Origin of the sequence: Shewanella sp. BJSY2023SW005, from assembly GCF_047314585.1 — a bacterium.
In the GTDB taxonomy this organism is placed as follows: Bacteria; Pseudomonadota; Gammaproteobacteria; order Enterobacterales; family Shewanellaceae; genus Shewanella; species Shewanella algae.
Window position 1 is genome coordinate 259,304 of sequence record NZ_JBKORJ010000053.1, and the last position, 21,249, is coordinate 280,552.

Consider the following 21,249-nt stretch of genomic DNA (forward strand, 5'->3'; position numbering starts at 1 on the left):
AACCTTACTACAACAATAAAAACCGGTTCGGGTGTAGTAACTCCCCCAACCAGGCCTTCATCTCAGGTCAATGTTCCCCAAAAGTGGATTCTGTATATCAAGCATTGGTAATTAGATAGGACCTGTTGCCAGCTGGAGAGTATGGAAATTGTCCATACTGATAGCTTTCAGGCACACAACCGTTCCGCGTGGCGCCCAGACGGCTTCGGCGTTCACTAAGAATATGAAATTGTTCATATTCTTGTCTTTCAGACACACTACCGTTCCGCGTGGCGCCCAGACGGCTTCGGCGTTCACTAAGAATATGAAATTGTTCATATTCTTGTCTTTCAGACACGCTACCGTTCCGCGTGGCGCCCAGACGGCTTCGGCGTTCACTAAGAATATGAAATTGTTCATATTCTTGTCTTTCAGACACGCTACCGATCCGCGTGGTGCCCAGAGGGCTTCGGCGTTCACTAAGAATATGAAACTATTCATATTCTTGTCTTTCAGACACGCTACCGCCCATGGATTTCGGCCTCCAAACTGCCCTTTGCAATGCAAAAATTTATATTTTTTAGTAAGTTAGGAATGCCATTCAAATAAAATAACATTCCTACCCTGTACCGGTTCTTACTTTAACCGGGGATTATACCCCACACCAAGATGTGACACAGTTCGAAAAATGCCCAACTCTCAGAGCGCTGAGTAATTATTCAATTTGTATTCTAAAACAGGGATGGCTTGCTCAACCAGAATCCATAACAAATTGATTTCCATATAAAACGAAATCCGGTTTCAAGATCAACAAACGTTGGATTTGTGTAACAATGGCAAATATCTCACATACCAGATAGCTGATTACGCACATACGGCTCTGATTGCACTTTGTTCAACTGTGATGCTCTTATGCTGGCCAAGGAAGGTGAACAATACCTTGCAGCGGGTATCACCACACTTCTCTGCGAAAATTCCGTCAAAGTCTGCGAATGGCCCTTCGGTGAACTGTATTTTATCACCAGACTGCAGGGGCTTTTCTGTGATCAAAGGCGTAGCCAATTCACGTTGTTTGAGCTGAATGATCAGTTGTTCATCTATTGGCAGTAGTTTCTCGCGGCAGTTGACTAAATCAGCAACACCACGAGTAGATCTGAGCTGACGAACACTGGTCTGCTCAGGATCAAACTTGATGAATATATAGTTGGGGAACAGAGGTTGCTTACGAACGACAGTCTTGTTTTTCTCTTTTTTTTCGCTCCGCACCATCGGCAAATAAGTCTCCAGCTCTTGGAGCGTTAGATTCTGTTGTGCCCTCACTTCGCTGCGAGGTTTACAGTACAAAAGGTACCAGGCCTTCATGGTGTTCTCACTACTTGGTTTCTGTCGGGTGACGTCCTATCACAGCGGGCAATCATATCAGACATGAGTTTGCGATTGAAAGCGAATTTCAGACCGCGCCTTCACCCCACTTTAGTCTAATTGAAATTGCGAACTATTCCAGCACCGCTCCGACCACTACCAGCCTAACAATTGTTCACAAAGCAGCCGCCTCGGGGGGCTAAAATTGACTTTGTTGCTGAATCCAGAGTATATAGGGTGGGCTTTGTTGCTTTTGATGAACAAATTACAATACAGAAAACCAAAGCCTCAATCACAGCGCATTAAAAGATATGCCCATAACACTTTACAAAACAGTGTGATGTTAACGGCAATACAGCTGGGATAAAAACAATCGCTTTCTGTGTCGACTTTTGTCACACGGCCAATTAACAATTTAAGGTGGAAGACTTCATGAGCTTAGCAAAACCCAAGGGGACGATGCTCGGGCATCCCAAGGGATTGTTCCTGCTGTTTACAACAGAGCTTTGGGAACGATTCAGTTATTATGCGATGCGAGCCATTCTGGTTCTGTATCTGGTTGATCAGGCCAACTCTCAAGGCGGTGGACTGGGTTGGACTCAGGCCGATGCACTCTCACTCTATGGTACCTTTACCGCGTTGGTTTACCTTACGCCTCTCATCGGCGGCTGGCTCGCGGACAACTACCTCGGGCAACGTAAAGCGATTTATATTGGTGGTGCGCTGATGGCTATAGGCCAGTTTACCCTGGCAACGCCTCACAGCATGACTCCCGGCCTTGAAACCATGGTGTTTTACATAGGTCTTGGCACTCTCATCATAGGTAACGGTCTGTTTAAGCCTAACATTTCAACTATGGTGGGCGATCTGTATGAAGAAGGTGATCATCGTCGCGATGGCGCCTTTACTATCTTCTACATGGGTATCAACTTAGGTGCGGCGCTTTCTGGTTTTGTCGTTGCCTGGGCCTATACAAACTTTGGCCATAAAGAAGTCATCGATGGTGTTGAAACTACCATCAACAACTGGCAAGCAGGTTTCATGTGTGCCGGTATCGGTATGGTATTGTCGCTGATTATTCAATTCCTGTTTGCCCAAAAGTTATTGGGCGACATAGGTACAGTACCTTCTGCCAAGCTTGAACGTGAAAAAGACTTGGCCCGCGGCCAGGTACGTAAAGAACCACTGACCAAGGTAGAACGTGACCGCATTAAAGTGATCATGGTGATGGGTCTGTTTACCATCATCTTCTGGGCGGGTTTTGAACAGGCCGGTGGCTTGATGAACCTATTCACCAATGAGTTTACCGACCGCTTTATCGGTGCCTGGGAAGTGCCGACAACTTACTTCCAGTCGCTAAACGCCATTTTCATCGTGGTTTTTGCCCCGGTTGTTGCTTCTATCTGGATCCGCCTGGGTGATAAGGAACCTAACTCACCGGTGAAATTTGCCCTTGGTCTGGTTCTGTTGGCTATCGGCTTCCTGTTTATGATTGGTGCCGTACTGGAAATGGGTGGCGACGCCTCAGCCAAGTCAAGCATGTGGTGGCTGGTTGGTGCCTACTTCTTCCACACCATGGGTGAGCTTTGCCTATCCCCTATAGGCCTGTCTATGGTCACCAAACTCGCTCCCTTGCGTATCGTATCTCTGATGATGGGAGCATGGTTCCTGTTTATCGCCATGGCCAATAAGATAGCCGGTGTAGTCGGTTCCTTTATCGGCCACGGCGGCGAGAAAGAAGAACAGCTGGCCAACGCCATGTCTATCTTCTCCGGCATTGCCATCACCGCTGCTATTTCCGGCGTTATCCTTTATTTCATGGCTGACAAGCTGGTTGACTGGATGCACGGTGCTGAAAGCAAAATCCATGATCATTCTGAAGAAGAAGCTCTGGAGCAGGAAATGGCTGTAACCGGCGAGCACGAAGCCATTAAACGCTAATTCTGATATATACAAAGAAGGCTGCAAAATCTGCAGCCTTTTTTATTAGAATTTTTCACAGTTTTAAGTTCAAGTCAATTAAGCCTCAGTTTGAACCAGAAGGTGCTTTCTCTCACTATGAAAAATGGCACTCTTACAATGTCGAGACAAAACTAAAGTAGTGAGACAAGCATCGGCTCTCCATTCAAAAACGACTTTAAACGGAGGCCATAGAAATACCTAGTCGGCATTAAGGCCATTAAAAGGCCAGTTGCAGGAATCCACCTTGAGGTATTTTAGGATTAAAAGTCAGCCCCAGGAATTTATCTTGCTGAAGCAGTTGTCTGTGCTCTGCCTCACTAGTAACAATGCAGAGCCTTTCACCTGGCATTAAACTCCGGAACTGAGTCGCCGGCTTGCCCCACTCCAATAACCCCAACTGCAGTGAATCTGCCAACGCCAGAGGTGTAAGACCATCCTGGTTACGAATGTAGCATCTCAGCCCCCTGCCCGCCTGGGCAATAGCCGCCCGATAACTATCAAGCTCAATCGCGATGTAAATCATATCGCAATAGAGATCCAGCCCCGACTTGACCAAACGGTCATTCAAATAGCTGAGCATATTGAAAGGTTCTATCACCACAGAACTGACACCATTGCGATTCAGTTTCAGCTTTTGATTGACGAAACTACGCATCAACACGCTGGCAAAGGCGGCCCTGTTGTCTTCCGGGTGAAAGTGGGCCAGGTACATGATGAGGTGGTTATTCCCAACCATAGCCGAGTCGATGAAGTAAGGGCTTACCTGCTCATGTTTGAACAAGCTATAGTCCAACCTGGCCTTGGGATATTCAATACGGCTTGCGGGGAATAGCTGTTGCTGTACACACCTGGCCGCTTCAGCGTTTTGCTCCAGCAGTGCCAAGTTTTCGTTCAACTCCATAAAGGAGAGCTCTTCCACATCTCGATTAAGAGTATTTTGTTCCTGCTCAGGAGCCGTAAGACACTGATTAATGGCGTGCTCTATGCTGTAGAGATCCGATACGGGTTTAACCAGATAGTCACTGGCACCAATCCGCAGCGCCTCGACAACATCGGCCATAACCTGGTTTCCGGAAATCACAATGGAAGGAATAGCAGGGTTGATACGCGACATGGCTTTAAGCATTTCCAATCCCCCCATTCTGGGCATGGAGAGATCGGCTACAACCACATCATACTTTTGGCTTTTAAAGCTTTGCAGTCCTTGTTCACCATCCTCGGCTTCAACAACATTAGCGCCCCTCCCGGTAAGAAAGGCGGCAACGATATTGCGAAAGACGGGATCATCCTCAACCAGCAGTACATTGAGACTGTTCAGCGCCATGGTCAATTCCCCGCAGGTTTCAATCGCCGGTAACGAGTGACCGTATCAACCACCTGCGGGTAAGCAAACAGATGGTGGGTTACTCCAGTTCCTGCATATATTCATCAAGCAACTCGTCTTCGTCCTCATTCGAAGGCACATTGCCATCGTACACCTTATAGTCCATGTGCTGTATATAAGCGTCTTTAACAAAAGTGTATGGATCGAGCGCGTTGTCTACTAATCTTTCTTGATCTATGGCAACAGAACGGGCGTGGAGATTCTTCAGTCCCCACTTGATAACTGACTGCCACATTGTTAATTCTGACAATGGAAAGTATAGACCATCCACCCAATCTGAAGCGAGTTCACGGGTGACGTAGGGGCCGAAGAATGGTGCCATAAAGTAAGGACCATTGGGCACTCCGTAGTAACCGAGTACTTCGTTGAAGTCATCCTGTTTACGGGGCATCCCCATCATATCGGCGACGTCAATCAAACCAAGCAAACCCACGGTCGAGTTAACGGTAAAACGGCCACCGGCATTCAACGCCCAACCCCACTTGCCCTGCAATGTGTTGTTGACCAAGCTGTGGGGCTCTTCCAGGTTGAGAACAAAATTGTTGAGACCTGACTTGACCGGCATAGGCACATAGTCGTTGTAACCATGAGCAACCGGACGATAGAGAAATCTATCCAGATACAGATAGTTGAAGTCCCACATGACACGGTTGAACCCTTCTATCGGATCCCGCGGGTCGTTATAACTGATGCGCACATCCTGTGTATTGTTGCTTTCGCCACTCCCTGCAGCCACTGCCGAATGCGCACTCAGGGCAGCCACAACCATCAGAATCCATTTAAACTTCATATTGCTCTCTTTGTAAAAGTACCGCTGTAATCCAACCGAAAAACAGTTAAAGCTTTGATTACCATAGGCCGATAACCTGAGTATACCTATGGCGACAGTCAAATTTCTGTCTAATGTCGAGTTGGACGGATAAGGATACTTCGCTGTGGAAATAGATCAAATTTAAATTTACGATTGCCTACAGATAAAGCAACTTGAGGAGTGGGGTTTGCAACAATGGATCCAGTGAATGGTACAATCCCCCCCTCAGGGTCAAGCCCAACTCCTCAAGCAAATGCATCCATCCCTCTGCTTCCGGTAACCACAGTCGATGTGGGTAGCGAGCTCAGACTACAACTGCAAAATGCACAGTATCAATTGCAGCTTGCTAATCAAGAGTCCAACGCTCAAGCCAAAGCCCTGTTGCATCAGGCCAATACTACACTGCTGGAGCTGACTCGCCCCTTACCGGAAATCGTTCAGGGCAAAACAGCCCAATTGCTGTTGCTGGCCGGTGAAGTCCAGATAAAACTGCCGGACGCTTTGATGCAGCTGGCAGCCAAAAATGGCATCAGTCAAACAGCACTGCAGCAGTTGGCAGCCAGGCCGCAAGGTTATCCCTTACCCATGTTGACTGTCTCCCAGGGTGAAATGCGTTTTGCCAATGGTACAAGCATAGCCTTCCCGCCGCAGTTACAGCTACCTGCCGGTGAATACGTTGCTAAAGTTGTCAGCAACAGTCAGGGGCTACAGCTGCAATTAAGCCCCATCAATGCCAGATTGGAAGCAAAACTGACGCCAGTAGCAAATCTGCAACCCGCTGCCCCAACACAGGAAAGTGAGCAACTGATAACCAAGCCGGAAGTCGCCCAAACCTACGCCAGGTTGATAAAACTCCTTGAGCAGCAACCCCAATCCCAAGCGCAGCAAACCCAAAGTAAGGGGGAATCAGCACCATTGAGGGAAACGGCGATTGATCTCAAAGCAGGCTTGTCTCAAACAGTTGCCAGCGGCAGCAAGTTGCCCGCTTCTGTCTTATCTCAGTCAACACAAACAGTTGATAATGCCCAGTTGCAGCAACCGAAAAATGCCCCGCTGCCGGGGACAGAGAAATTCAGTAACCAAGCACTTCAGCAGGCGACCCAAGCCAATGCAGATAAGCCTGTTGGCACAAGTGCATCCAATAAAGTTGCCGGCGAAACAGCCAAAGCGCCCGAGCTGAACTTTCTCCAGCGCGCCTTCAATAAGGCCGGTGCCATGCCAAGGGCCGAGGCTATGACACTGGAGGTCAAACATAACCTGGCCGCTGAACTGCTCAAGCAATTGCCGGCACTGTCGCCTGTGCCCCTGAGCGAGCTGACAGAGCCGTCCCAACTTCGAAGTGAACTGCTTGGGCTCACAGGGCTGCAACTGACCAGTCAGCAAACGCAATCCCAGCCTTCAACTCAAGCCAGTGCCATTACCACCCTGTTTCAGCTGTTGCTTGGCGTTAGAGCCGGTAACCAAAACCTGAGTGTTCCGCAACGCTTGAAGCAATACCTGGAAGGACTTCAGAGCCGGTCTGGCCTGCAAACTCATCAGTTAGCTTCACTGGAGAAGAGCGGCACTCTGGATGCGCTGCAGCAGATGTCCCAGGCTGTCGCCCTATACCAGCAAGCCAATACAGACAATAGTGGTCAATGCTGGTATTTCATGCTGCCTTACTATCTCAACCAAAGAAACGAACAGTTGGAAGGCAAATTCGAACACAACAATCAGGATAAGGACGCAGACAAAGACAAGACCTGGCAGTTGCAACTCAAGTTTAATCTGGGCATGGGCTCCTTGCTCGTCAAGGCGCAGGTGAAGGATTCCAAGGTCGACCTGCAGTTTATCGGCAGCACCCAGGCGCTGATCAGCAGGGTCAGCAACTTCCTGCCCCCCTTGTCGCAAAAGCTGGTTCAGTTAGGACTCACTCCCAATGAATTGAACGCCCACGTTGCCCCTGTGCCGGCCACACTGCTGCCCGGCGATCACTATCTGGTGCAACTGAAAGCCTGAGGAAAGACTATGTCCATGGATTCAAACGACAAGCAAGCCAAACCTCGTCAGGCAGTGGCCCTGAGTTATGATGGCAAAACTGCGCCCAAGATAACGGCCAAGGGCCAGGATCTGCTTGCAGAAGAGATCATTGCGTTAGCACAAGAGGCCGGGGTTCATATACATCAAGACCCTTACCTGAGTGACTTTCTGCAGATGTTGGAACTGGGGGAAGAGATCCCCAAGGAGCTCTATCAGCTAATCGCCGAACTGATAGCCTTTGTCTATATGTTGGACGGGAAATTTCCCGAGCAGTGGAATAACCTGCATCAGAGAATTGTCGACAAGGCTTAGGGAAGGTGCGAACAAGTCCCATGCGTGCTCTGCGTCGGCTTACAGGCTTGGATGAAAGGCGTGGTTCGCAGCAAATGGCCCTAGTCCTTTGCAAGAAGCACAACACAGCAGGCAGGCCTATAAGCCACGCCCTTCGGGGCTTTCACAGCAACAGGCTCTCTAAACAAGAGAACGCCACGAGGACTTATTTGCACCTTCCTTAAGTAACGGATAACACAGACAAGCCGTTACCCTGAGAGCCAAAACGGCTTGAGGTTTCTCGCATTCCTTTCAAATAGAAACAGAAAGAGCGCATCTCAATGCGCTCTTTCTTTACTCAGACAAAATATCAAGCCCGGGCCGTTTTACCGTGCAGACGGATCAAGAGTTCAGCTTCCGCCTTGGGCAACTCGCACTCGCGGATCAGTTCATCGACACCGGCTCCCAACTGCACCATCTTCATGGCCCTGCTGTAAAGCTTGGCCTGAGGGTCCTGCTGCATCGATTCATCGAGACGGGCATTTTGCTGCGCGAGGCGTTTCTCAAGCTCCAACACCCGCCGGCCAACGCCTATGGTGCCACTACGCAGTTCTTGCAACTCCCGCTTGAACGCATCTCTTTGCCTGTCGCTTTCCTTGACCAGAACAGTTAACGCCTCAACCTTGCTTCTAAGCTTGTTGCTTTGTTTTTGCAGGTACAGCACCAGTCCGAGACAGGCAATGACATATACCAGCGCAGCGATAAAAAAAACATCGCCCATCATCGGTTAAAACTCCTTTTCCCGCAAAAGCCTATCAGATTTGCGCCAACTCGGCCCATTCATCATCTGACAGCAGCTTATCCAAGTCCACCAGGATCAGCAGTTCGTCGCCACGGTTGCTGACACCCTGAATAAACTTGGCACTCTCTTCGGTTCCCACATTCGGGGCGTTATCGATTTCAGAGCGGCGTAGATAAACCACTTCGGCCACACTGTCGACCAGAATACCTATCACCTGCTTTTCCGCTTCAATAATCACGATTCGGGTAGAATCGTCCACTTCGGAGGAGGGCAAACCAAAACGTGAGCGAGTATCAATAACGGTAACCACATTACCGCGCAGATTGATGATCCCCAACACATAATGAGGAGCTCCCGGAACCGGGGCTATTTCGGTATAACGTAATACTTCCTGAACCTGCATCACATTGATGCCATAGGTCTCGTTATCCAGCCTGAAGGTTACCCACTGGAGAACGGCATCGTCCTTGCCTCCGGATACCGCTGCTACATTTCTTGAATCAGTCATATTTACCTCAGTCTATCGGATCCTGACAACCTAACCCGGCATTGAGCATTTCAATCAATGCCTGCACGTGCAAAATGCCACACATTTGTTCTTTCACTACTCCGGCCAACCAGGGGCGCTTACCTTCACTGCCACGCCAGTTGACCTGTGACTTGTCAATCTTGACCGCATTGACCAAAGATTCACAAGCCAAACCCCAATTACTGTTCTCTAATACTACAAGATATTGATAATTTACGGATTGCGCCAGTTTATCATCATATTTTTCCGGCATAACCCAGGCGCAGGTATCAACGATATTCAGCTGAGAGTCCCGATAACCCTGAACCCCCATAAACCATCCTGGCCGCCCAAAGATATGATTGATGCGCTCTATTCTGACTATGCCGCCCAGGCTTATCAGGGGCACGGCCAGCGTGAGTCCCGCCACCTTGAAGAACAATACTTGAAATTCATCTTCCAGTTGTTCCTTGAGCGGTTCTATAGGTGCCGCCGGCGCGCCAACTTGTGTCTCGAGCTTAACCTGTTCCAGAACCTCAGGCTCAGTCACATCTTGGACTTGAATCTGCTCGTGAGCAGCATCGGCCTGAGTATCCTGCTGCCCGGTTATGGGCTCGCTTTGCAGCGAAGCAGCTGTGATGGTTTCCGACAGAGTTTCTGTCGGCATCTCTGTATGCGTTACCTCGGCAACCTGCTCTTTAAACACCGGCGCCAGTAGCTGTTCCAGCGCATTACGGTCGAGTCTCGGCTTATCTGGCTCTGCCGGGTATTGCTTGGCAGTACCGTCCGGTCGAGAAAGCGGCGCTTTCTTGGGTGCCGTATCAACTGGCACAGCGATATCGTCCCGTAACCTAGACGTTGCCGGCGGAGTCTGCTCAGTTCTTGCCTCAACTACAGCTTGCGCTTTTTGTTCAGGCTTAATCGCAGATTGCGCCCCGGATTTAACCTCGGGTGCCGGCTCAGTCAGCAGAATGCTGAAATAATCAAAAACAGTTTCATCAACCGATTTTGACATGGTCAAACTCCCCCGCCAGCAGATAATCCAGCAAACGCTCGTAGGCCTTCACTCCGCGCGAGCTTGGGGCATAGTGGGACGCCGGTAGATGAGCCAAACTGGCGTCGCGAAACTTGGTATCCACAGGGATCACATCCGGCCAAAGCGTGTCGCCGTAAACCTCACCAAGATGTTGCAGCGCCGCAGGTGAAGCCTTGGTACGTCTGTCATACATGGTTGGCACTATGGAATAACTGTAGCGGGTCTTTTTCGAGCGCCCCATCAGTTCCATGGTTTTAATCATTCTATCCAGGCCTTTAATCGCCAAAAATTCGGTCTGAACCGGGATCACTATGTGTTGGCTGGCCGCCAGTGCATTGACCATCAATACACCCAGCACCGGAGGACAGTCGACCAAGGCAACATCGTAGTCATCCTCAACCGACTTGAGAATATTACGCAGCACCAGCCCCATCCCCTCTTGATGACCAAGGGCACGATCCAAAGTGGCCAACGCCATGGTTGCCGCCAAAAGATCGACTCCCTCAACAGATGTGGGAACCGCGTGTTGCTTTACCAAAGAGGTATCAAGATTCTTATGAGCCAGAAAGAGATCATACAGTGAGCCGGGCACCTCTTCCGAATCTATGCCCAGGTAATAACCCAGCGAAGCATGGGGATCTGTGTCTATCATCAGAACCCGCTGACCACGCTTGGCCAGTGTGCCCGCCAAACTGGCAACTGTTGTGGTTTTGCCCACTCCGCCTTTTTGGTTTGCAATGGTCCAGACTTTCACTTTCCGCCCCTTATTCTCGCCTTATCGGCCAACTAGTGTAACGAGCCACTATTATTGTCGTTCTTGTCTTGTACGGCTACTCATTACCCTCTTCACGGGTAGTGACACGGATCCCACCGTGAGGTAAACGTATTACTTTTACGCCATTTTCCAGCTCTGTCACCCTGGTATCTTCAGTCTGAGCAGGCAGTGGCACTGCGGCCCCAGCCTCGCCCGGGGTTCTCTCTGGCGAAATATCACCCGGCGGGACTGACAAGTTGGCTGAAGTCGGAGCCTCTGGCCCCGTCCCGGATGTCACCTTAGGTCGAATCACATCCAATAAGGATGCAGTCTGTTGTGGGTGACGACTCATCCAATCGGCAATAATCGCGGCCTGTTCATCCGGCACCATCAAGAGAACCTGGGACGATTCAAGCTGGGCGACTTTCTCACTCAGTTGCCGATTTTTTTGTCGCAAGTCCCAGTAAAGCGCCGCCACTACCACCAAGGCGACCAAAAACAAAAACAGCGCCAACCGGTATCCCAGCAGGCGCGTCTCTTTGTCAGCCACGACCCGATTCTCTCAATATCGCCTCTGCCATATTATCCAGTGAGATGGACTGGCTGGAGATACCGGCCGCCGTCACTGCCTGTGGCATGCCATAGACGACGCAAGAGGCTTCATCCTGGGCCCAGATGGTGGCACCAACACCTTTGAGCATGCGCGCGCCTTCTCGGCCATCGGCACCCATCCCCGTCAGAATAACCGCCAGTACATCTCCGCCAAAGGCTTTGGAGGCTGAAGCAAAAGTGATATCGACACAGGGCTTGTAGTTCATCTCTTCATTGCCGGCGAGAATTTTAATCCTGCCTCCGGCGCCGGAGCGCTCGAGCATCATCTGCATGCCACCGGGCGCGAGATAGGCACAGCCTGGTCTGAGCATATCGCCATTGACCGCTTCTTTGACTTCTATCTTGCACAAGCCATTGAGCCTGCTGGCAAAGGCCGGAGTAAAGGCTGCAGGCATGTGCTGTACCAATAAGATAGGATGCGGATAATCTGCCGGAAACTGGGTCAAAATTCGCTGCAATGCCACAGGGCCACCAGTGGATGTGCCTATAGCCAACAGCTTGTATTGTTTACCACTGGCTCTGGCAGGGGCCGCTCCGCCGCTGCGCCTCACCGGCTGGCGACTGGCGGCAGCACTTTCAGCTGTGGCAGCTTGACGCTGCAGACTGCTTGGTGCCGTGGGTCGGCTTGGGGTGGTTGCCGGCGTAGGCGCCACACTCGGACGGACTATAGTGCGGAATATACGCCTGCGTCCCAACGCCTTGACTCTTTGCTGAAGCAGTCGAATCGCCTCGTCCTTGTTGGTAGCAATGTCCTCAAAGCGTTTGGGCAGAAAATCGAGAGCCCCGGCGTCCAGCGCATCCAAGGTCGCCTTGGCTCCATCATGGGTCAAGGAGGAAAACATCAGGATAGGTGTCGGATGAGAGGCCATTATCTGCCGCACGGCGGTAATCCCGTCCATGACAGGCATTTCAATATCCATGGTAATCACCTGAGGCTTGAGCTCGGCGGCCAGTTTAACGGCTTCGGCACCGTTATTGGCCATACCTATCACCTCAAGCTCAGGATCCTGATTGACTATCTCGCTGACACGTCGTCGAAAGAAGCTCGAATCATCGACAACCAAAACTTTAATGGTCATTTAAATCCTTATACGGCACTTCAACGCTTGGATTTGGCGTAGTGCTTCAATAATCCTGGTACATCGAGGATCAGCGCGATTCCGCCGTCCGACGTAATTGTGGCCCCGGCCATACCCGGTGTGCCATGCAACATGGAGCCCAGAGGTTTAATTACCACCTCTTCCTGACCTATCAGGGCATCTACCACAAAGCCTATCTGCATGGTGCCAAGCTGAACTATGACCACATGGCCATGTTTCTTGTCACCATGCTGGAAACTCATCGGCTTACGGCTGAGCCAACGCTCAAGATAGAAGAGTGGCACCGCTTTGTCCCGAACAATCACTGTCAATTGCCCATCTACAATATTGGTCTTGGTCAGATCCAGATGGAAAATCTCATTCACGCTGGAGAGCGGCAAGGCAAACACCTGCTTGGCAACTTCCACCATCAGAGTGGGCATAATCGCCAAGGTTAAAGGTACCTTGATCTCCAGACGGGTGCCTTTACCCTTGACCGAGTCGATATGCACAGAGCCGTTAAGCTGAGTAATACGGGTCTTGACTACATCCATCCCAACACCTCGGCCGGAGATATCAGAAATCTCCACCTTGGTTGAGAAGCCGGGAGCGAAGATCAGGTTATAGGCTTCCTGATCGGACATTCGGGCGGCGCTGTCTTCATCCAGCACACCACGACTTATGGCAATCTCTTTGAGTTTGGCAGCGTCCATACCGGCGCCGTCATCCTCAATTTTAAGCAGGATATGGTCACCTTCCTGACTGGCCGCCAAGGTAATAACCCCGGTTCTGGGCTTACCATTGGCCTCGCGCACATCAGGCATTTCAATACCGTGATCCACTGAGTTACGCACCAGGTGCACCAGTGGATCGGCAAGGGCTTCGACCAGGTTCTTATCCAGATCCGTGTCTTCACCTATCATCCGCAGATCTATCTCTTTATTGAGACTGCGGGCCAAGTCGCGAACCACCCGAGGGAAACGACCGAATACTTTCTTAATCGGCTGCATCCGGGTCTTCATCACGGCACCCTGCAGATCAGAGGTCACCAGATCCAGGTTGGCCAGCGCCTTGGACATCTCTTCATCTTCGCGGGATATCCCGAGGCTGACCAAGCGGTTACGTACCAATACCAGCTCACCGACCATATTCATGATCTCATCCAGACGAGCCGTATCTACCCGAACAGTGGTTTCCCCCTGAGGCACACTGGTCGCAGCCTTGGCTGGAGCTGTGTCTTTGGCAACAGCAGGAGCCTTGGCCTGAGGTTTGGCAGCCGCTTTAGGTGCCTCGACTTTGGCAGCTGCTGGAGCCGCCTTCGGCGTAGCAGCGGCATTCGCTGCCGGTGCTTTGGGTGCGGATGCTTGAGATGCAGCAGGCGCTTTGGCACTTGCATTACCCGCAGCAGGCTCTGAACCACTGGTGTTAGCGCCAGGACCGGCGCCTTTACCGTGCAACTCATCGAGCAGCTTTTCAAACTCATCATCGGAAATTTCATCGGCATCGACACTGGCAGCAGGCGCTTCCTCTACGGCACTGTTGGCCGCGGGTGCGGCAGCAAACTGGCCTTTGCCGTGCAGCTCATCGAGCAGCTTTTCAAACTCATCGTCTGTAATGTCATCGGAAGAGGTGTTGGCAGGTGCACTATCGCTGGGCTTGGGAGCATCACCACTCGGGGCCGGTGTACTATTGGCAGAAGGCCCTTTGCCTGAACCATGCAGGGCATCCAGCAGGGCTTCAAACTCGGCTTCATCGATTTCATCTATGCTGCCTTCAGCCCCTTGGGCCGAGGCCTTGGGTGCTTCAGGAGTTGGCGCGGCCGGCTCATCAAACAGTTCCACACCGGCGCTGTCGAGCATGCCGTCAAACAGCTCATCAACACTCTCATCGCTGGTTTCTGCTACAACAGGAGTTTCCTCCTGAGCCTGCTCGGAGGGCAAAGGCGCCCCTGAACTGAGCAACTTGAGTTTGTCCAGCAAGACTTCATCCGCGGGCTCTTGCTCCTGACCGGACTGAGTTTGGCCGAACATGGTATTTATACTGTCGAGCGCCTGCAGAATGATGTCCATCAATTCAGAGCTGACGCTGCGCTTACCGGTACGCAACAAGTCGAAGGTGTTTTCTGCCTCGTGGCATACATCCACCATGGGGGCCAATCCCAGGAATCCGGCACCGCCTTTGACCGTGTGAAATCCCCTGAAGATGGCGTTGAGCAGATCCGTATCTTCCGGATTGTTTTCCAGAGACACCAACTGTTCCTGCAACAGCTCTAGGATCTCGCCTGCTTCAATTAAAAAATCCTGGAGTATCTCTTCATCAACATCAAAGGCCATTAAATTGACTCCTATTAGAAACCCAGACTCGAAAGCAGATCATCTACTTCATCCTGACCGTTCACCACGTCTTCGCGTTGCTCTGCGTTCAGGATAGGCCCTTCTGCCTCTATGCTCTTCTCTTCCTTGCCGCGAATTTCATCCAGCGGCTGCTCACCGAATACTGTCAGCATAGAAACCAAGCTGTTTTCGACTTCCCGAACCAGTTCTATGACCCGGCGAATCATCTGTCCGGTCAAGTCCTGAAAATCCTGGGCCATCAGAATCTGATTCAGCAATTCCCGCAAGCGACAGGCATCGGCTTCGCTCTGCTGCATAAAGTGCTGTACGTCATGACACAAGCTCTTGAATTCATGCAAGGCCAGATCGCGGCGCATCAACTTGTCCCAGGCGGGCTTAACATTTTGCAGGTTGGTACTCAGAGCATCCGACAGCGGCAGACATTCCTCAACCGCGTCCATGGTCTTGTTGGCGGCTTGCTCTGTCATATCTATGACATAAGTCAGTCGTTCTTTGGCATCGGGAATATCAGTATTGGCAAGCTCAATAAGCCGGCTATCCACTTGAAAATCCACCAAGGCGCTATGCAACTGGCGGGTCAACTTGCCAACTTCATCAAACAGATCCCGTTGCAGGGGAGCCGCCAGTTCCCGAAGTAATTCATCGGCCTTTTCCTGCTCGCCCTGACTGAGCAAGGCCACTAATTCCTGCGCCTGCTCCAGTGTCACCAGCCCGGATGTCTCTGCTTTCATCGCATCACCCCACTCAACCGAGCCGTTCGAAGATCTTATCCAACTTCTCTTTCAGCGTAGCGGCAGTAAAAGGTTTAACGACATAACCATTCACACCGGCCTGAGCAGCCGCGATGATCTGTTCGCGTTTTGCTTCGGCTGTCACCATCAATACAGGGATATGCTTGAGGTGCTCATCGGCGCGAATCGCCTTGAGCAGGTCAATCCCCTGCATACCTGGCATGTTCCAGTCGGTTACGACGAAATCAAAATCGCCCTTTTGCAACATAGGCAGGGCTGTTGAACCGTCGTCTGCTTCCTGGGTGTTGTTGAACCCCAGGTCTCGCAACAAGTTCTTAATGATCCGTCTCATCGTTGAAAAGTCATCAACGATAAGAATCTTCATATTCTTGTCCAAGGTTTCCTCCGGTGAGCTGACATACTTAAAAGTTGCTCAATCATTAATTACGCTTGTGTCCAGTGCTTGAGTTTGGCTTTCAGCCTCAGCATGGCCTGACTATGGATCTGGCTCACCCGGGACTCACTTACCTCAAGAATGGCACCAATCTCTTTTAAATTCAGTGCTTCATCATAATATAGCGACAAAACCAAGGCATCGCGCTCTGGCAAGCGCTTAATTGCATCGGTCAAGGCTGATTGGAATTGGCTTTGGGCCAGATCCTCAAAAGTGTCGTCGGCCGGCATATCTTCCGACACCAGTACATCGGGCGCTACCCCCAGGTCTTCTATCCCTATGATTTTGCCGGTAGAAACATCATTGAGAATATGATGGTATTCATCCAGCGACATATCCAGTCGCTCGGCAATTTCACTATCACGGGCATCCCGGCCCAGCTCCTGTTCGAGCTCATCCATCACCTGAGCTACACGTCGGTTGTTGCGATGAACCGAGCGTGGCACCCAGTCGCCACGGCGTATTTCATCTATCATGGCGCCACGTATGCGGATCCCGGCAAAGGTTTCAAACTTGGCACCTTTGCTGCCATCAAATTTGGATGAAGCTTCCAGCAGTCCCATCATGCCGGCCTGCAGCAGGTCATCGAGCTGAACCGATGCAGGCAGACGCGCGAGCAGGTGATGGGCTATTCGTTTTACCAACGGTGCATATTGCTCAACGATCTGTGTCTTATCGTTTAAACCTGAGTATGCAGCCGCTTTATTCACTCGCACCTTCCTCCTGGTATTCAGTTCTTTGTACCAAACGTTCGACAAAGAACTCGAGGTGGCCTCCCGGTTGCTGAGGTATAGGCCAGCTCATAATCTTGTTGGCCAGCCCATGGTAGGCGATGCTGGCCGGAGATTTGGGATAAGCTTCCACTATCAGTTTCTGCTTTCGCACCGACTTGCGCAGGTTCTCATCGAACGGAATAGTTGCTACAAGTTCCAGTGCCACATCCAAAAATCTGTCGGTTACTTTACTGAGCTTAGCAAATAACTCCATACCTTCCCGCAAACTACGTACCATATTTGCGACAATTTTGAAGCGGAACACACCATGCTCACGACTGAGTATCTTAATCAGTGCATAAGCATCGGTAATTGAGGTGGGTTCATCACAGACAACCACGAGTACATCCTGTGATGCACGAGAGAAGCTGAGTACCATATCTGAGATCCCGGCAGCCGTATCGACTACCAAAATATCAAACTGGGTTTTCATTTCGCTGAAGGCGCGGATAAGACCGGCGTGTTGGGCCGCAGTCAACTCGACCATGGCCTGGGTGCCAGAGGTGGCGGGAATAATGCCAATTCCTTTTGGGCCACGAACAATAATATCATCGAGTTCAGACTCACCCGAGAGCACATGGGATAAGTTACGTTCGGCGCGCAGCCCAAGCATCACATCCACGTTGGCCAACCCAAGGTCAGCATCCAATACCAGGACGCGTTTGCCTTTCTCTGCCAGAGCAACCGCAGTATTGATGGAGACGCTGGTTTTACCCACCCCACCCTTGCCTCCGGTCACGGCAATCACTTTTACTTTTTCGTTATTTGGTTGATTCATCATTCGTAAACCGCTCGCTTGGTCCCGGGTCATAGCTTTACTCAAATGCATAGGTCATCTCTTCTGACCTGGCTTTATTATTAAAATGGCTTGCTTCTGTCTTGTTCAATACGGCCAATGCCTGCTTGGCCAAGGTCAGGGTATCGGCTACCTGCATATCCTCAGGAACCCTTTGACCGTCAGTAATATAACTTAATGATAACCCACTTTGGATCAACACGCTCAGTGCGGCGCCCAAAGAGACGGACTCATCAAGTTTAGTTAAAACCGCCCCTGCGAGATCAATTCGCTGGAAATGACTTACCGCCTCTTCAAGCACCCGGCGTTGACCGGTTGCCGAGAGCACCAGATAGCTACGAATAGGCAAACGGGTATTGGCGGCAAGGTTATCCAGTTGTTGGTACAGGCGCATATCCCTTTGTCCCATACCTGCGGTATCTATCAAAACCAGTTTCCGGCTACGGAACTGATACAGTATCTGCTCCAACTCATTGAGATCATGAGCTTGCTTCACCGGACATCCCATTATTTTGCCATAAGTTGCCAATTGCTCAAAGGCTCCGATGCGATAATGGTCCATGGTGACCAACAATACAGAATCCGGGCCATGATGGGCAATGAAACGGGCCGCAAGTTTGGCCAATGTGGTGGTTTTACCAACACCGGTAGGACCGACCAACGCGACAATGCCGCCCTGGCGCATTAAATCATCACCTTGATTATCAAGCAGGTTTGCCAGACTTTGGGGCAAGGCACGGCCAAGTTCAGCGCTTTGATAGTGCTGGCTTAAAGATGCCAGGCGCTCGGCAACATCAGGGGAGAACTCGGCTTCCAGTAATTTACGCTTCAACATGGCACCAACAGGATCTGTACGGCTGCGCTGATCCGACATCAAACTGGAAAGCTGATGGGTCAACAAACCACGCAGGGAAGCCAGCTCTTCACGCATGGCTTCCATCTCTTGCTGTTGCTTGACGCTGTTGTCCTTGCTTGCCCGCTCAGGCGTTTTTTCACGCAGCTGTGGCGCTGGCTTGTGCTCTTCGCCAAGCCCTTTGGCCCAAGCAGGCATATCCAAATCTTTGGCGCTGTTTTGCTGCCCCAGCTGTTCATTCAAACGGCTCTGTTGCCGCTCAAGCAAAGCTTGCAGAGAATCGGCAACAGGCTCCGGGTTGGTCTTACTATTGCTGCGCACATGACCACTGCCGAGGGAGACTTTGTCCTCACCCAACTCCATAAAAGGCGATGCGGTTGGCGCCGCAGCAGGCTTGGGAGAGTCGTAATCAACCGCCGCCACTATCTCTATGCCGCCGGTAACCTTCTTGTTGGACATGATTACGGCATCTGCCCCCAGAGTCTCTTTCACCTGAGCCAGCGCAGCACGCATATCTTTGGCAAAAAAACGTTTAATCTTCACTTTCGGTTACCCCTGTTGGCCAACGGCTGACACTATGCGTATCTGTTTCTCATCGGGAACCTCCTGATAGGAGATCACCCGCAGATTGGGAATAGTGTGCTTAACAAAACGTGACAGAGTAGAACGCAGCATGCCGGATGTCAGCAATATGGCGGGCTGACCTACCATTTCCTGCTTCTGGGCCGCTCCGGCCAGTGACTGCTGCATACGCTCTGCCAGTCCCGGCTCGATATTCGGACCTTCGCCCCCTGTCGCCTGCATTGACTGATGCAACATCTGTTCCAACTCTGGCGCCAAAGTTATGACGGGGATTTCCGGCTCAGGACCGGCTATCTCCTGCACTATCATGCGTTTAAGGGCAATACGTACCGCGGCGGTCAACACCTCAGTATCATTGCTCTTGGGACCGTACTCCAGCAGGGTTTGGACTATGGTGCGCAGATCCCGAATCGATACCCCCTCGTTGAGCAGGTTCTGCATCACCTTAACCACATTACCCAGGGTCATCACATCGGGAATAAAGCCATCGACCAACTTGGGCGAATGCTTGGCCAGCATATCCAGCAACTGTTGCACTTCTTCGTAGCCCAGCAGTTTGGAGGCGTTATTGGTCAGAAGTTGACTGAGATGAGTGGCCACCACAGTGGCGGCATCCACAACCGTGTAGCCCAGAGTCTGGGCGTGCTCTCTAAGCTCGGGGGCAATCCATACCGCATCCAGACCAAAGGCGGGATCTTTGGTTTCTATGCCATCCAGCTTACCGAATACCTGTCCCGGGTTAATCGCCAGTTCGCAATCGTGACGTACTTCGGCTTCACCACTTGCCACCCCCATCAAAGAGATGCGATAGGCATTGGGAGAAAGGTCGAGGTTGTCGCGGATATGTACTGCCGGCACCAGGAAACCCAGTTCCTGAGACAGCTTCTTGCGCACCCCTTTGATACGGCCGAGAAGCTCGCCGCCCTGACCTTTATCCACCAAAGGAATAAGGCGATAACCCACCTCCAAGCCAATGGTGTCCACATGACGTACATCGTCCCAACTGAGTTCTTTGGGTTCGTTCAGGCTCTTCTCGGTGGGCCCTTTCTTGGCGAGCTCCAGCGCTTGCTGTTTGTTCTTTTCATTACGTTTGTAGATAAAGAAGGCGCCCACTGAGGCCAGCAAGGCAAAGGTTAAAAACGCCAGATGAGGCATGCCGGGCACTATACCCATCACAAAGAGTACCGCAGAAGCGATGAGCAATGATTTGGGGTTGTCGAACATCTGCTGCACGACCTGCTGTCCCATATCGCCGGACTCATTCTGACGGGTCACCATCAGCGCGGCAGCGATGGACAACAACAGCCCGGGTATCTGCGCTACCAGACCGTCACCTATGGTCAGCAGGGTGTAAATCTCTACCGCTTGGGAAAAGCTCAGTCCGTGCTGAACTATTCCTATGATGAAACCACCCAAGATGTTGATCACCAAGATCAAAATACCGGCAATCGCATCCCCTTTCACAAACTTGGAGGCACCGTCCATAGAGCCGTAGAAGTCGGCCTCACGGGTGACTTCTTCGCGGCGTACCCTGGCCTGCTCCTGATTGAGGATACCGGCATTGAGGTCGGCATCAATCGCCATCTGTTTGCCCGGCATGGCGTCCAAGGTAAAGCGGGCACTCACTTCCGAAATACGCCCGGCACCTTTGGTTACCACGGCAAAGTTGATGATAATCAGAATGAGGAACACCACCAGACCTACGGCATAGTTACCGCCGATCACCACAGAGCCGAAGGCCTCAATCACTTTACCGGCAGCATCACCGCCGTTATGACCTTCGAGCAATACCACCCGGGTAGAAGCGACGTTAAGTGCCAGTCTGAGCAGAGTGGCTACCAGCAAAACGGTCGGGAAAGCAGCAAAATCCAGTGGCCTTTGGGTGTAAACAGCCACCAGCAGCACCACCAGCGCCAAGGCAATATTGAAGGAAAACAGGATATCCAGCAGAAAGGCCGGCATAGGCAAAACTATCATGGCCAGCGTCGCCAGGACCAGAAGCGGCGTGCCTACGCCCTTGAAGTTTGCCGGTTTTACTTGCCTCAGTTGCCCGAGCGTCGCTTTAACATCCATTCACTATCAGCCTGAAGTTTGACACTTAGACCAAGTTCAGCAAGTTTCGCGCCAA

Annotated in this window: 19 protein-coding genes and 1 pseudogene; 3 read left to right on the forward strand and 17 right to left on the reverse strand. The window is 51.3% G+C overall.

Annotation, left to right across the window (positions count from 1 at the left end):
- Nucleotides 1-111: 111 nt before the first annotated feature.
- Nucleotides 112-480 (reverse strand): hypothetical protein, encoded by a 369-nt coding sequence (locus ACMHXI_RS16955; RefSeq protein ID WP_413735560.1) that lies wholly within the window; start codon nucleotides 478-480, stop codon nucleotides 112-114.
- A 363-nt stretch (nucleotides 481-843) separates the two neighbouring features.
- Nucleotides 844-1,341, reverse strand: a complete 498-nt coding sequence (gene rfaH / locus ACMHXI_RS16960) for a transcription/translation regulatory transformer protein RfaH (protein ID WP_025011089.1) — start codon at nucleotides 1,339-1,341, stop codon at nucleotides 844-846.
- A gap of 432 nt (nucleotides 1,342-1,773) precedes the next feature.
- Between rfaH and ACMHXI_RS16965 the strand changes: the two genes are divergently transcribed.
- Complete coding sequence (locus ACMHXI_RS16965; protein WP_025011088.1) at nucleotides 1,774-3,282, forward strand: peptide MFS transporter; 1,509 nt, start codon at nucleotides 1,774-1,776, stop codon at nucleotides 3,280-3,282.
- Between the two features lie 238 nt (nucleotides 3,283-3,520).
- Here ACMHXI_RS16965 and ACMHXI_RS16970 read toward each other — a convergent pair whose 3' ends face one another.
- Entirely contained in the window at nucleotides 3,521-4,627 is a 1,107-nt protein-coding gene (locus tag ACMHXI_RS16970; RefSeq protein WP_045282481.1) for a response regulator, read from the reverse strand.
- A gap of 79 nt (nucleotides 4,628-4,706) precedes the next feature.
- Nucleotides 4,707-5,384, reverse strand: a pseudogene (locus tag ACMHXI_RS16975) (VacJ family lipoprotein); the annotation flags it as partial.
- A 309-nt stretch (nucleotides 5,385-5,693) separates the two neighbouring features.
- On the opposite strand from ACMHXI_RS16975, the gene ACMHXI_RS16980 reads away from it, so the two are divergent.
- Both ACMHXI_RS16980 and ACMHXI_RS16985 read left to right on the forward strand, forming a co-directional pair.
- A complete protein-coding gene (locus ACMHXI_RS16980) occupies nucleotides 5,694-7,496 on the forward strand; it encodes a hypothetical protein (protein ID WP_413735564.1) in 1,803 nt (600 codons plus the stop codon).
- A 15-nt stretch (nucleotides 7,497-7,511) separates the two neighbouring features.
- Nucleotides 7,512-7,829 carry an EscU/YscU/HrcU family type III secretion system export apparatus switch protein gene (locus tag ACMHXI_RS16985; protein WP_096141626.1) on the forward strand — a complete coding sequence of 106 codons (318 nt, stop codon included), beginning with the start codon at nucleotides 7,512-7,514 and terminating at the stop codon, nucleotides 7,827-7,829.
- 328 nt (nucleotides 7,830-8,157) lie between these two features.
- Here the strand turns inward: ACMHXI_RS16985 and ACMHXI_RS16990 are convergent, their stop codons facing one another.
- From ACMHXI_RS16990 to flhA, 13 genes are all read right to left on the reverse strand, one after another.
- A complete protein-coding gene (locus ACMHXI_RS16990; protein ID WP_025011082.1) occupies nucleotides 8,158-8,568 on the reverse strand; it encodes a DUF2802 domain-containing protein in 411 nt (136 codons plus the stop codon).
- A 34-nt stretch (nucleotides 8,569-8,602) separates the two neighbouring features.
- Nucleotides 8,603-9,097 carry a chemotaxis protein CheW gene (locus ACMHXI_RS16995; protein ID WP_025011081.1) on the reverse strand — a complete coding sequence of 165 codons (495 nt, stop codon included), beginning with the start codon at nucleotides 9,095-9,097 and terminating at the stop codon, nucleotides 8,603-8,605.
- A gap of 7 nt (nucleotides 9,098-9,104) precedes the next feature.
- Nucleotides 9,105-10,112: a chemotaxis protein CheW gene (locus ACMHXI_RS17000; RefSeq protein WP_413735565.1), complete on the reverse strand. Its 1,008-nt coding sequence runs from the start codon at nucleotides 10,110-10,112 to the stop codon at nucleotides 9,105-9,107.
- Nucleotides 10,096-10,887, reverse strand: a complete 792-nt coding sequence (locus tag ACMHXI_RS17005) for a ParA family protein (protein WP_044734086.1) — start codon at nucleotides 10,885-10,887, stop codon at nucleotides 10,096-10,098. The genes ACMHXI_RS17000 and ACMHXI_RS17005 overlap by 17 nt, the downstream gene beginning before the upstream one ends.
- A gap of 76 nt (nucleotides 10,888-10,963) precedes the next feature.
- Nucleotides 10,964-11,437, reverse strand: a complete 474-nt coding sequence (locus ACMHXI_RS17010; protein ID WP_223828928.1) for a membrane anchored protein in chemotaxis locus — start codon at nucleotides 11,435-11,437, stop codon at nucleotides 10,964-10,966.
- A complete protein-coding gene (locus ACMHXI_RS17015; protein ID WP_413735567.1) occupies nucleotides 11,430-12,578 on the reverse strand; it encodes a protein-glutamate methylesterase/protein-glutamine glutaminase in 1,149 nt (382 codons plus the stop codon). Before ACMHXI_RS17015 ends, ACMHXI_RS17010 begins: the two co-directional genes overlap by 8 nt.
- A gap of 20 nt (nucleotides 12,579-12,598) precedes the next feature.
- Complete coding sequence (locus tag ACMHXI_RS17020; protein ID WP_413735569.1) at nucleotides 12,599-14,911, reverse strand: chemotaxis protein CheA; 2,313 nt, start codon at nucleotides 14,909-14,911, stop codon at nucleotides 12,599-12,601.
- 14 nt (nucleotides 14,912-14,925) lie between these two features.
- Nucleotides 14,926-15,663: a protein phosphatase CheZ gene (locus tag ACMHXI_RS17025; RefSeq protein WP_025011075.1), complete on the reverse strand. Its 738-nt coding sequence runs from the start codon at nucleotides 15,661-15,663 to the stop codon at nucleotides 14,926-14,928.
- Between the two features lie 13 nt (nucleotides 15,664-15,676).
- Complete coding sequence (cheY, locus tag ACMHXI_RS17030; protein WP_025011074.1) at nucleotides 15,677-16,060, reverse strand: chemotaxis response regulator CheY; 384 nt, start codon at nucleotides 16,058-16,060, stop codon at nucleotides 15,677-15,679.
- A gap of 47 nt (nucleotides 16,061-16,107) precedes the next feature.
- A complete protein-coding gene (locus tag ACMHXI_RS17035) occupies nucleotides 16,108-16,827 on the reverse strand; it encodes an RNA polymerase sigma factor FliA (RefSeq protein WP_025011073.1) in 720 nt (239 codons plus the stop codon).
- Nucleotides 16,820-17,701, reverse strand: a complete 882-nt coding sequence (locus ACMHXI_RS17040) for a MinD/ParA family protein (RefSeq protein ID WP_025011072.1) — start codon at nucleotides 17,699-17,701, stop codon at nucleotides 16,820-16,822. The genes ACMHXI_RS17035 and ACMHXI_RS17040 overlap by 8 nt, the downstream gene beginning before the upstream one ends.
- Nucleotides 17,702-17,705: 4 nt before the next feature.
- The gene (gene flhF / locus ACMHXI_RS17045) at nucleotides 17,706-19,082 is read right to left on the reverse strand and encodes a flagellar biosynthesis protein FlhF (protein WP_413735572.1); all 1,377 of its coding nucleotides are present in this window, start codon (nucleotides 19,080-19,082) and stop codon (nucleotides 17,706-17,708) included.
- Between the two features lie 6 nt (nucleotides 19,083-19,088).
- On the reverse strand, nucleotides 19,089-21,194 hold the full coding sequence (gene flhA / locus ACMHXI_RS17050; protein WP_028779136.1) for a flagellar biosynthesis protein FlhA: 2,106 nt from the start codon (nucleotides 21,192-21,194) through the stop codon (nucleotides 19,089-19,091).
- Nucleotides 21,195-21,249: the final 55 nt, after the last annotated feature.

What these genes read in the sequence shown, in the direction of transcription:
- rfaH (WP_025011089.1), bottom strand. Translation starts at nt 1,341, where the DNA reads ATGAAGGCCTGGTACCTTTTGTACTGTAAACCTCGCAGCGAAGTGAGG.
- ACMHXI_RS16985 (WP_096141626.1), top strand. Translation starts at nt 7,512, where the DNA reads ATGGATTCAAACGACAAGCAAGCCAAACCTCGTCAGGCAGTGGCCCTG.
- ACMHXI_RS16955 (WP_413735560.1), bottom strand. Translation starts at nt 480, where the DNA reads ATGAATAGTTTCATATTCTTAGTGAACGCCGAAGCCCTCTGGGCACCA.
- ACMHXI_RS17015 (WP_413735567.1), bottom strand. Translation starts at nt 12,578, where the DNA reads ATGACCATTAAAGTTTTGGTTGTCGATGATTCGAGCTTCTTTCGACGA.
- ACMHXI_RS16970 (WP_045282481.1), bottom strand. Translation starts at nt 4,627, where the DNA reads ATGGCGCTGAACAGTCTCAATGTACTGCTGGTTGAGGATGATCCCGTC.
- flhA (WP_028779136.1), bottom strand. Translation starts at nt 21,194, where the DNA reads ATGGATGTTAAAGCGACGCTCGGGCAACTGAGGCAAGTAAAACCGGCA.
- ACMHXI_RS17000 (WP_413735565.1), bottom strand. Translation starts at nt 10,112, where the DNA reads ATGTCAAAATCGGTTGATGAAACTGTTTTTGATTATTTCAGCATTCTG.
- ACMHXI_RS16965 (WP_025011088.1), top strand. Translation starts at nt 1,774, where the DNA reads ATGAGCTTAGCAAAACCCAAGGGGACGATGCTCGGGCATCCCAAGGGA.
- ACMHXI_RS17025 (WP_025011075.1), bottom strand. Translation starts at nt 15,663, where the DNA reads ATGAAAGCAGAGACATCCGGGCTGGTGACACTGGAGCAGGCGCAGGAA.
- ACMHXI_RS17040 (WP_025011072.1), bottom strand. Translation starts at nt 17,701, where the DNA reads ATGACCCGGGACCAAGCGAGCGGTTTACGAATGATGAATCAACCAAAT.
- ACMHXI_RS16980 (WP_413735564.1), top strand. Translation starts at nt 5,694, where the DNA reads ATGGATCCAGTGAATGGTACAATCCCCCCCTCAGGGTCAAGCCCAACT.
- ACMHXI_RS16995 (WP_025011081.1), bottom strand. Translation starts at nt 9,097, where the DNA reads ATGACTGATTCAAGAAATGTAGCAGCGGTATCCGGAGGCAAGGACGAT.
- ACMHXI_RS16990 (WP_025011082.1), bottom strand. Translation starts at nt 8,568, where the DNA reads ATGGGCGATGTTTTTTTTATCGCTGCGCTGGTATATGTCATTGCCTGT.
- ACMHXI_RS17020 (WP_413735569.1), bottom strand. Translation starts at nt 14,911, where the DNA reads ATGGCCTTTGATGTTGATGAAGAGATACTCCAGGATTTTTTAATTGAA.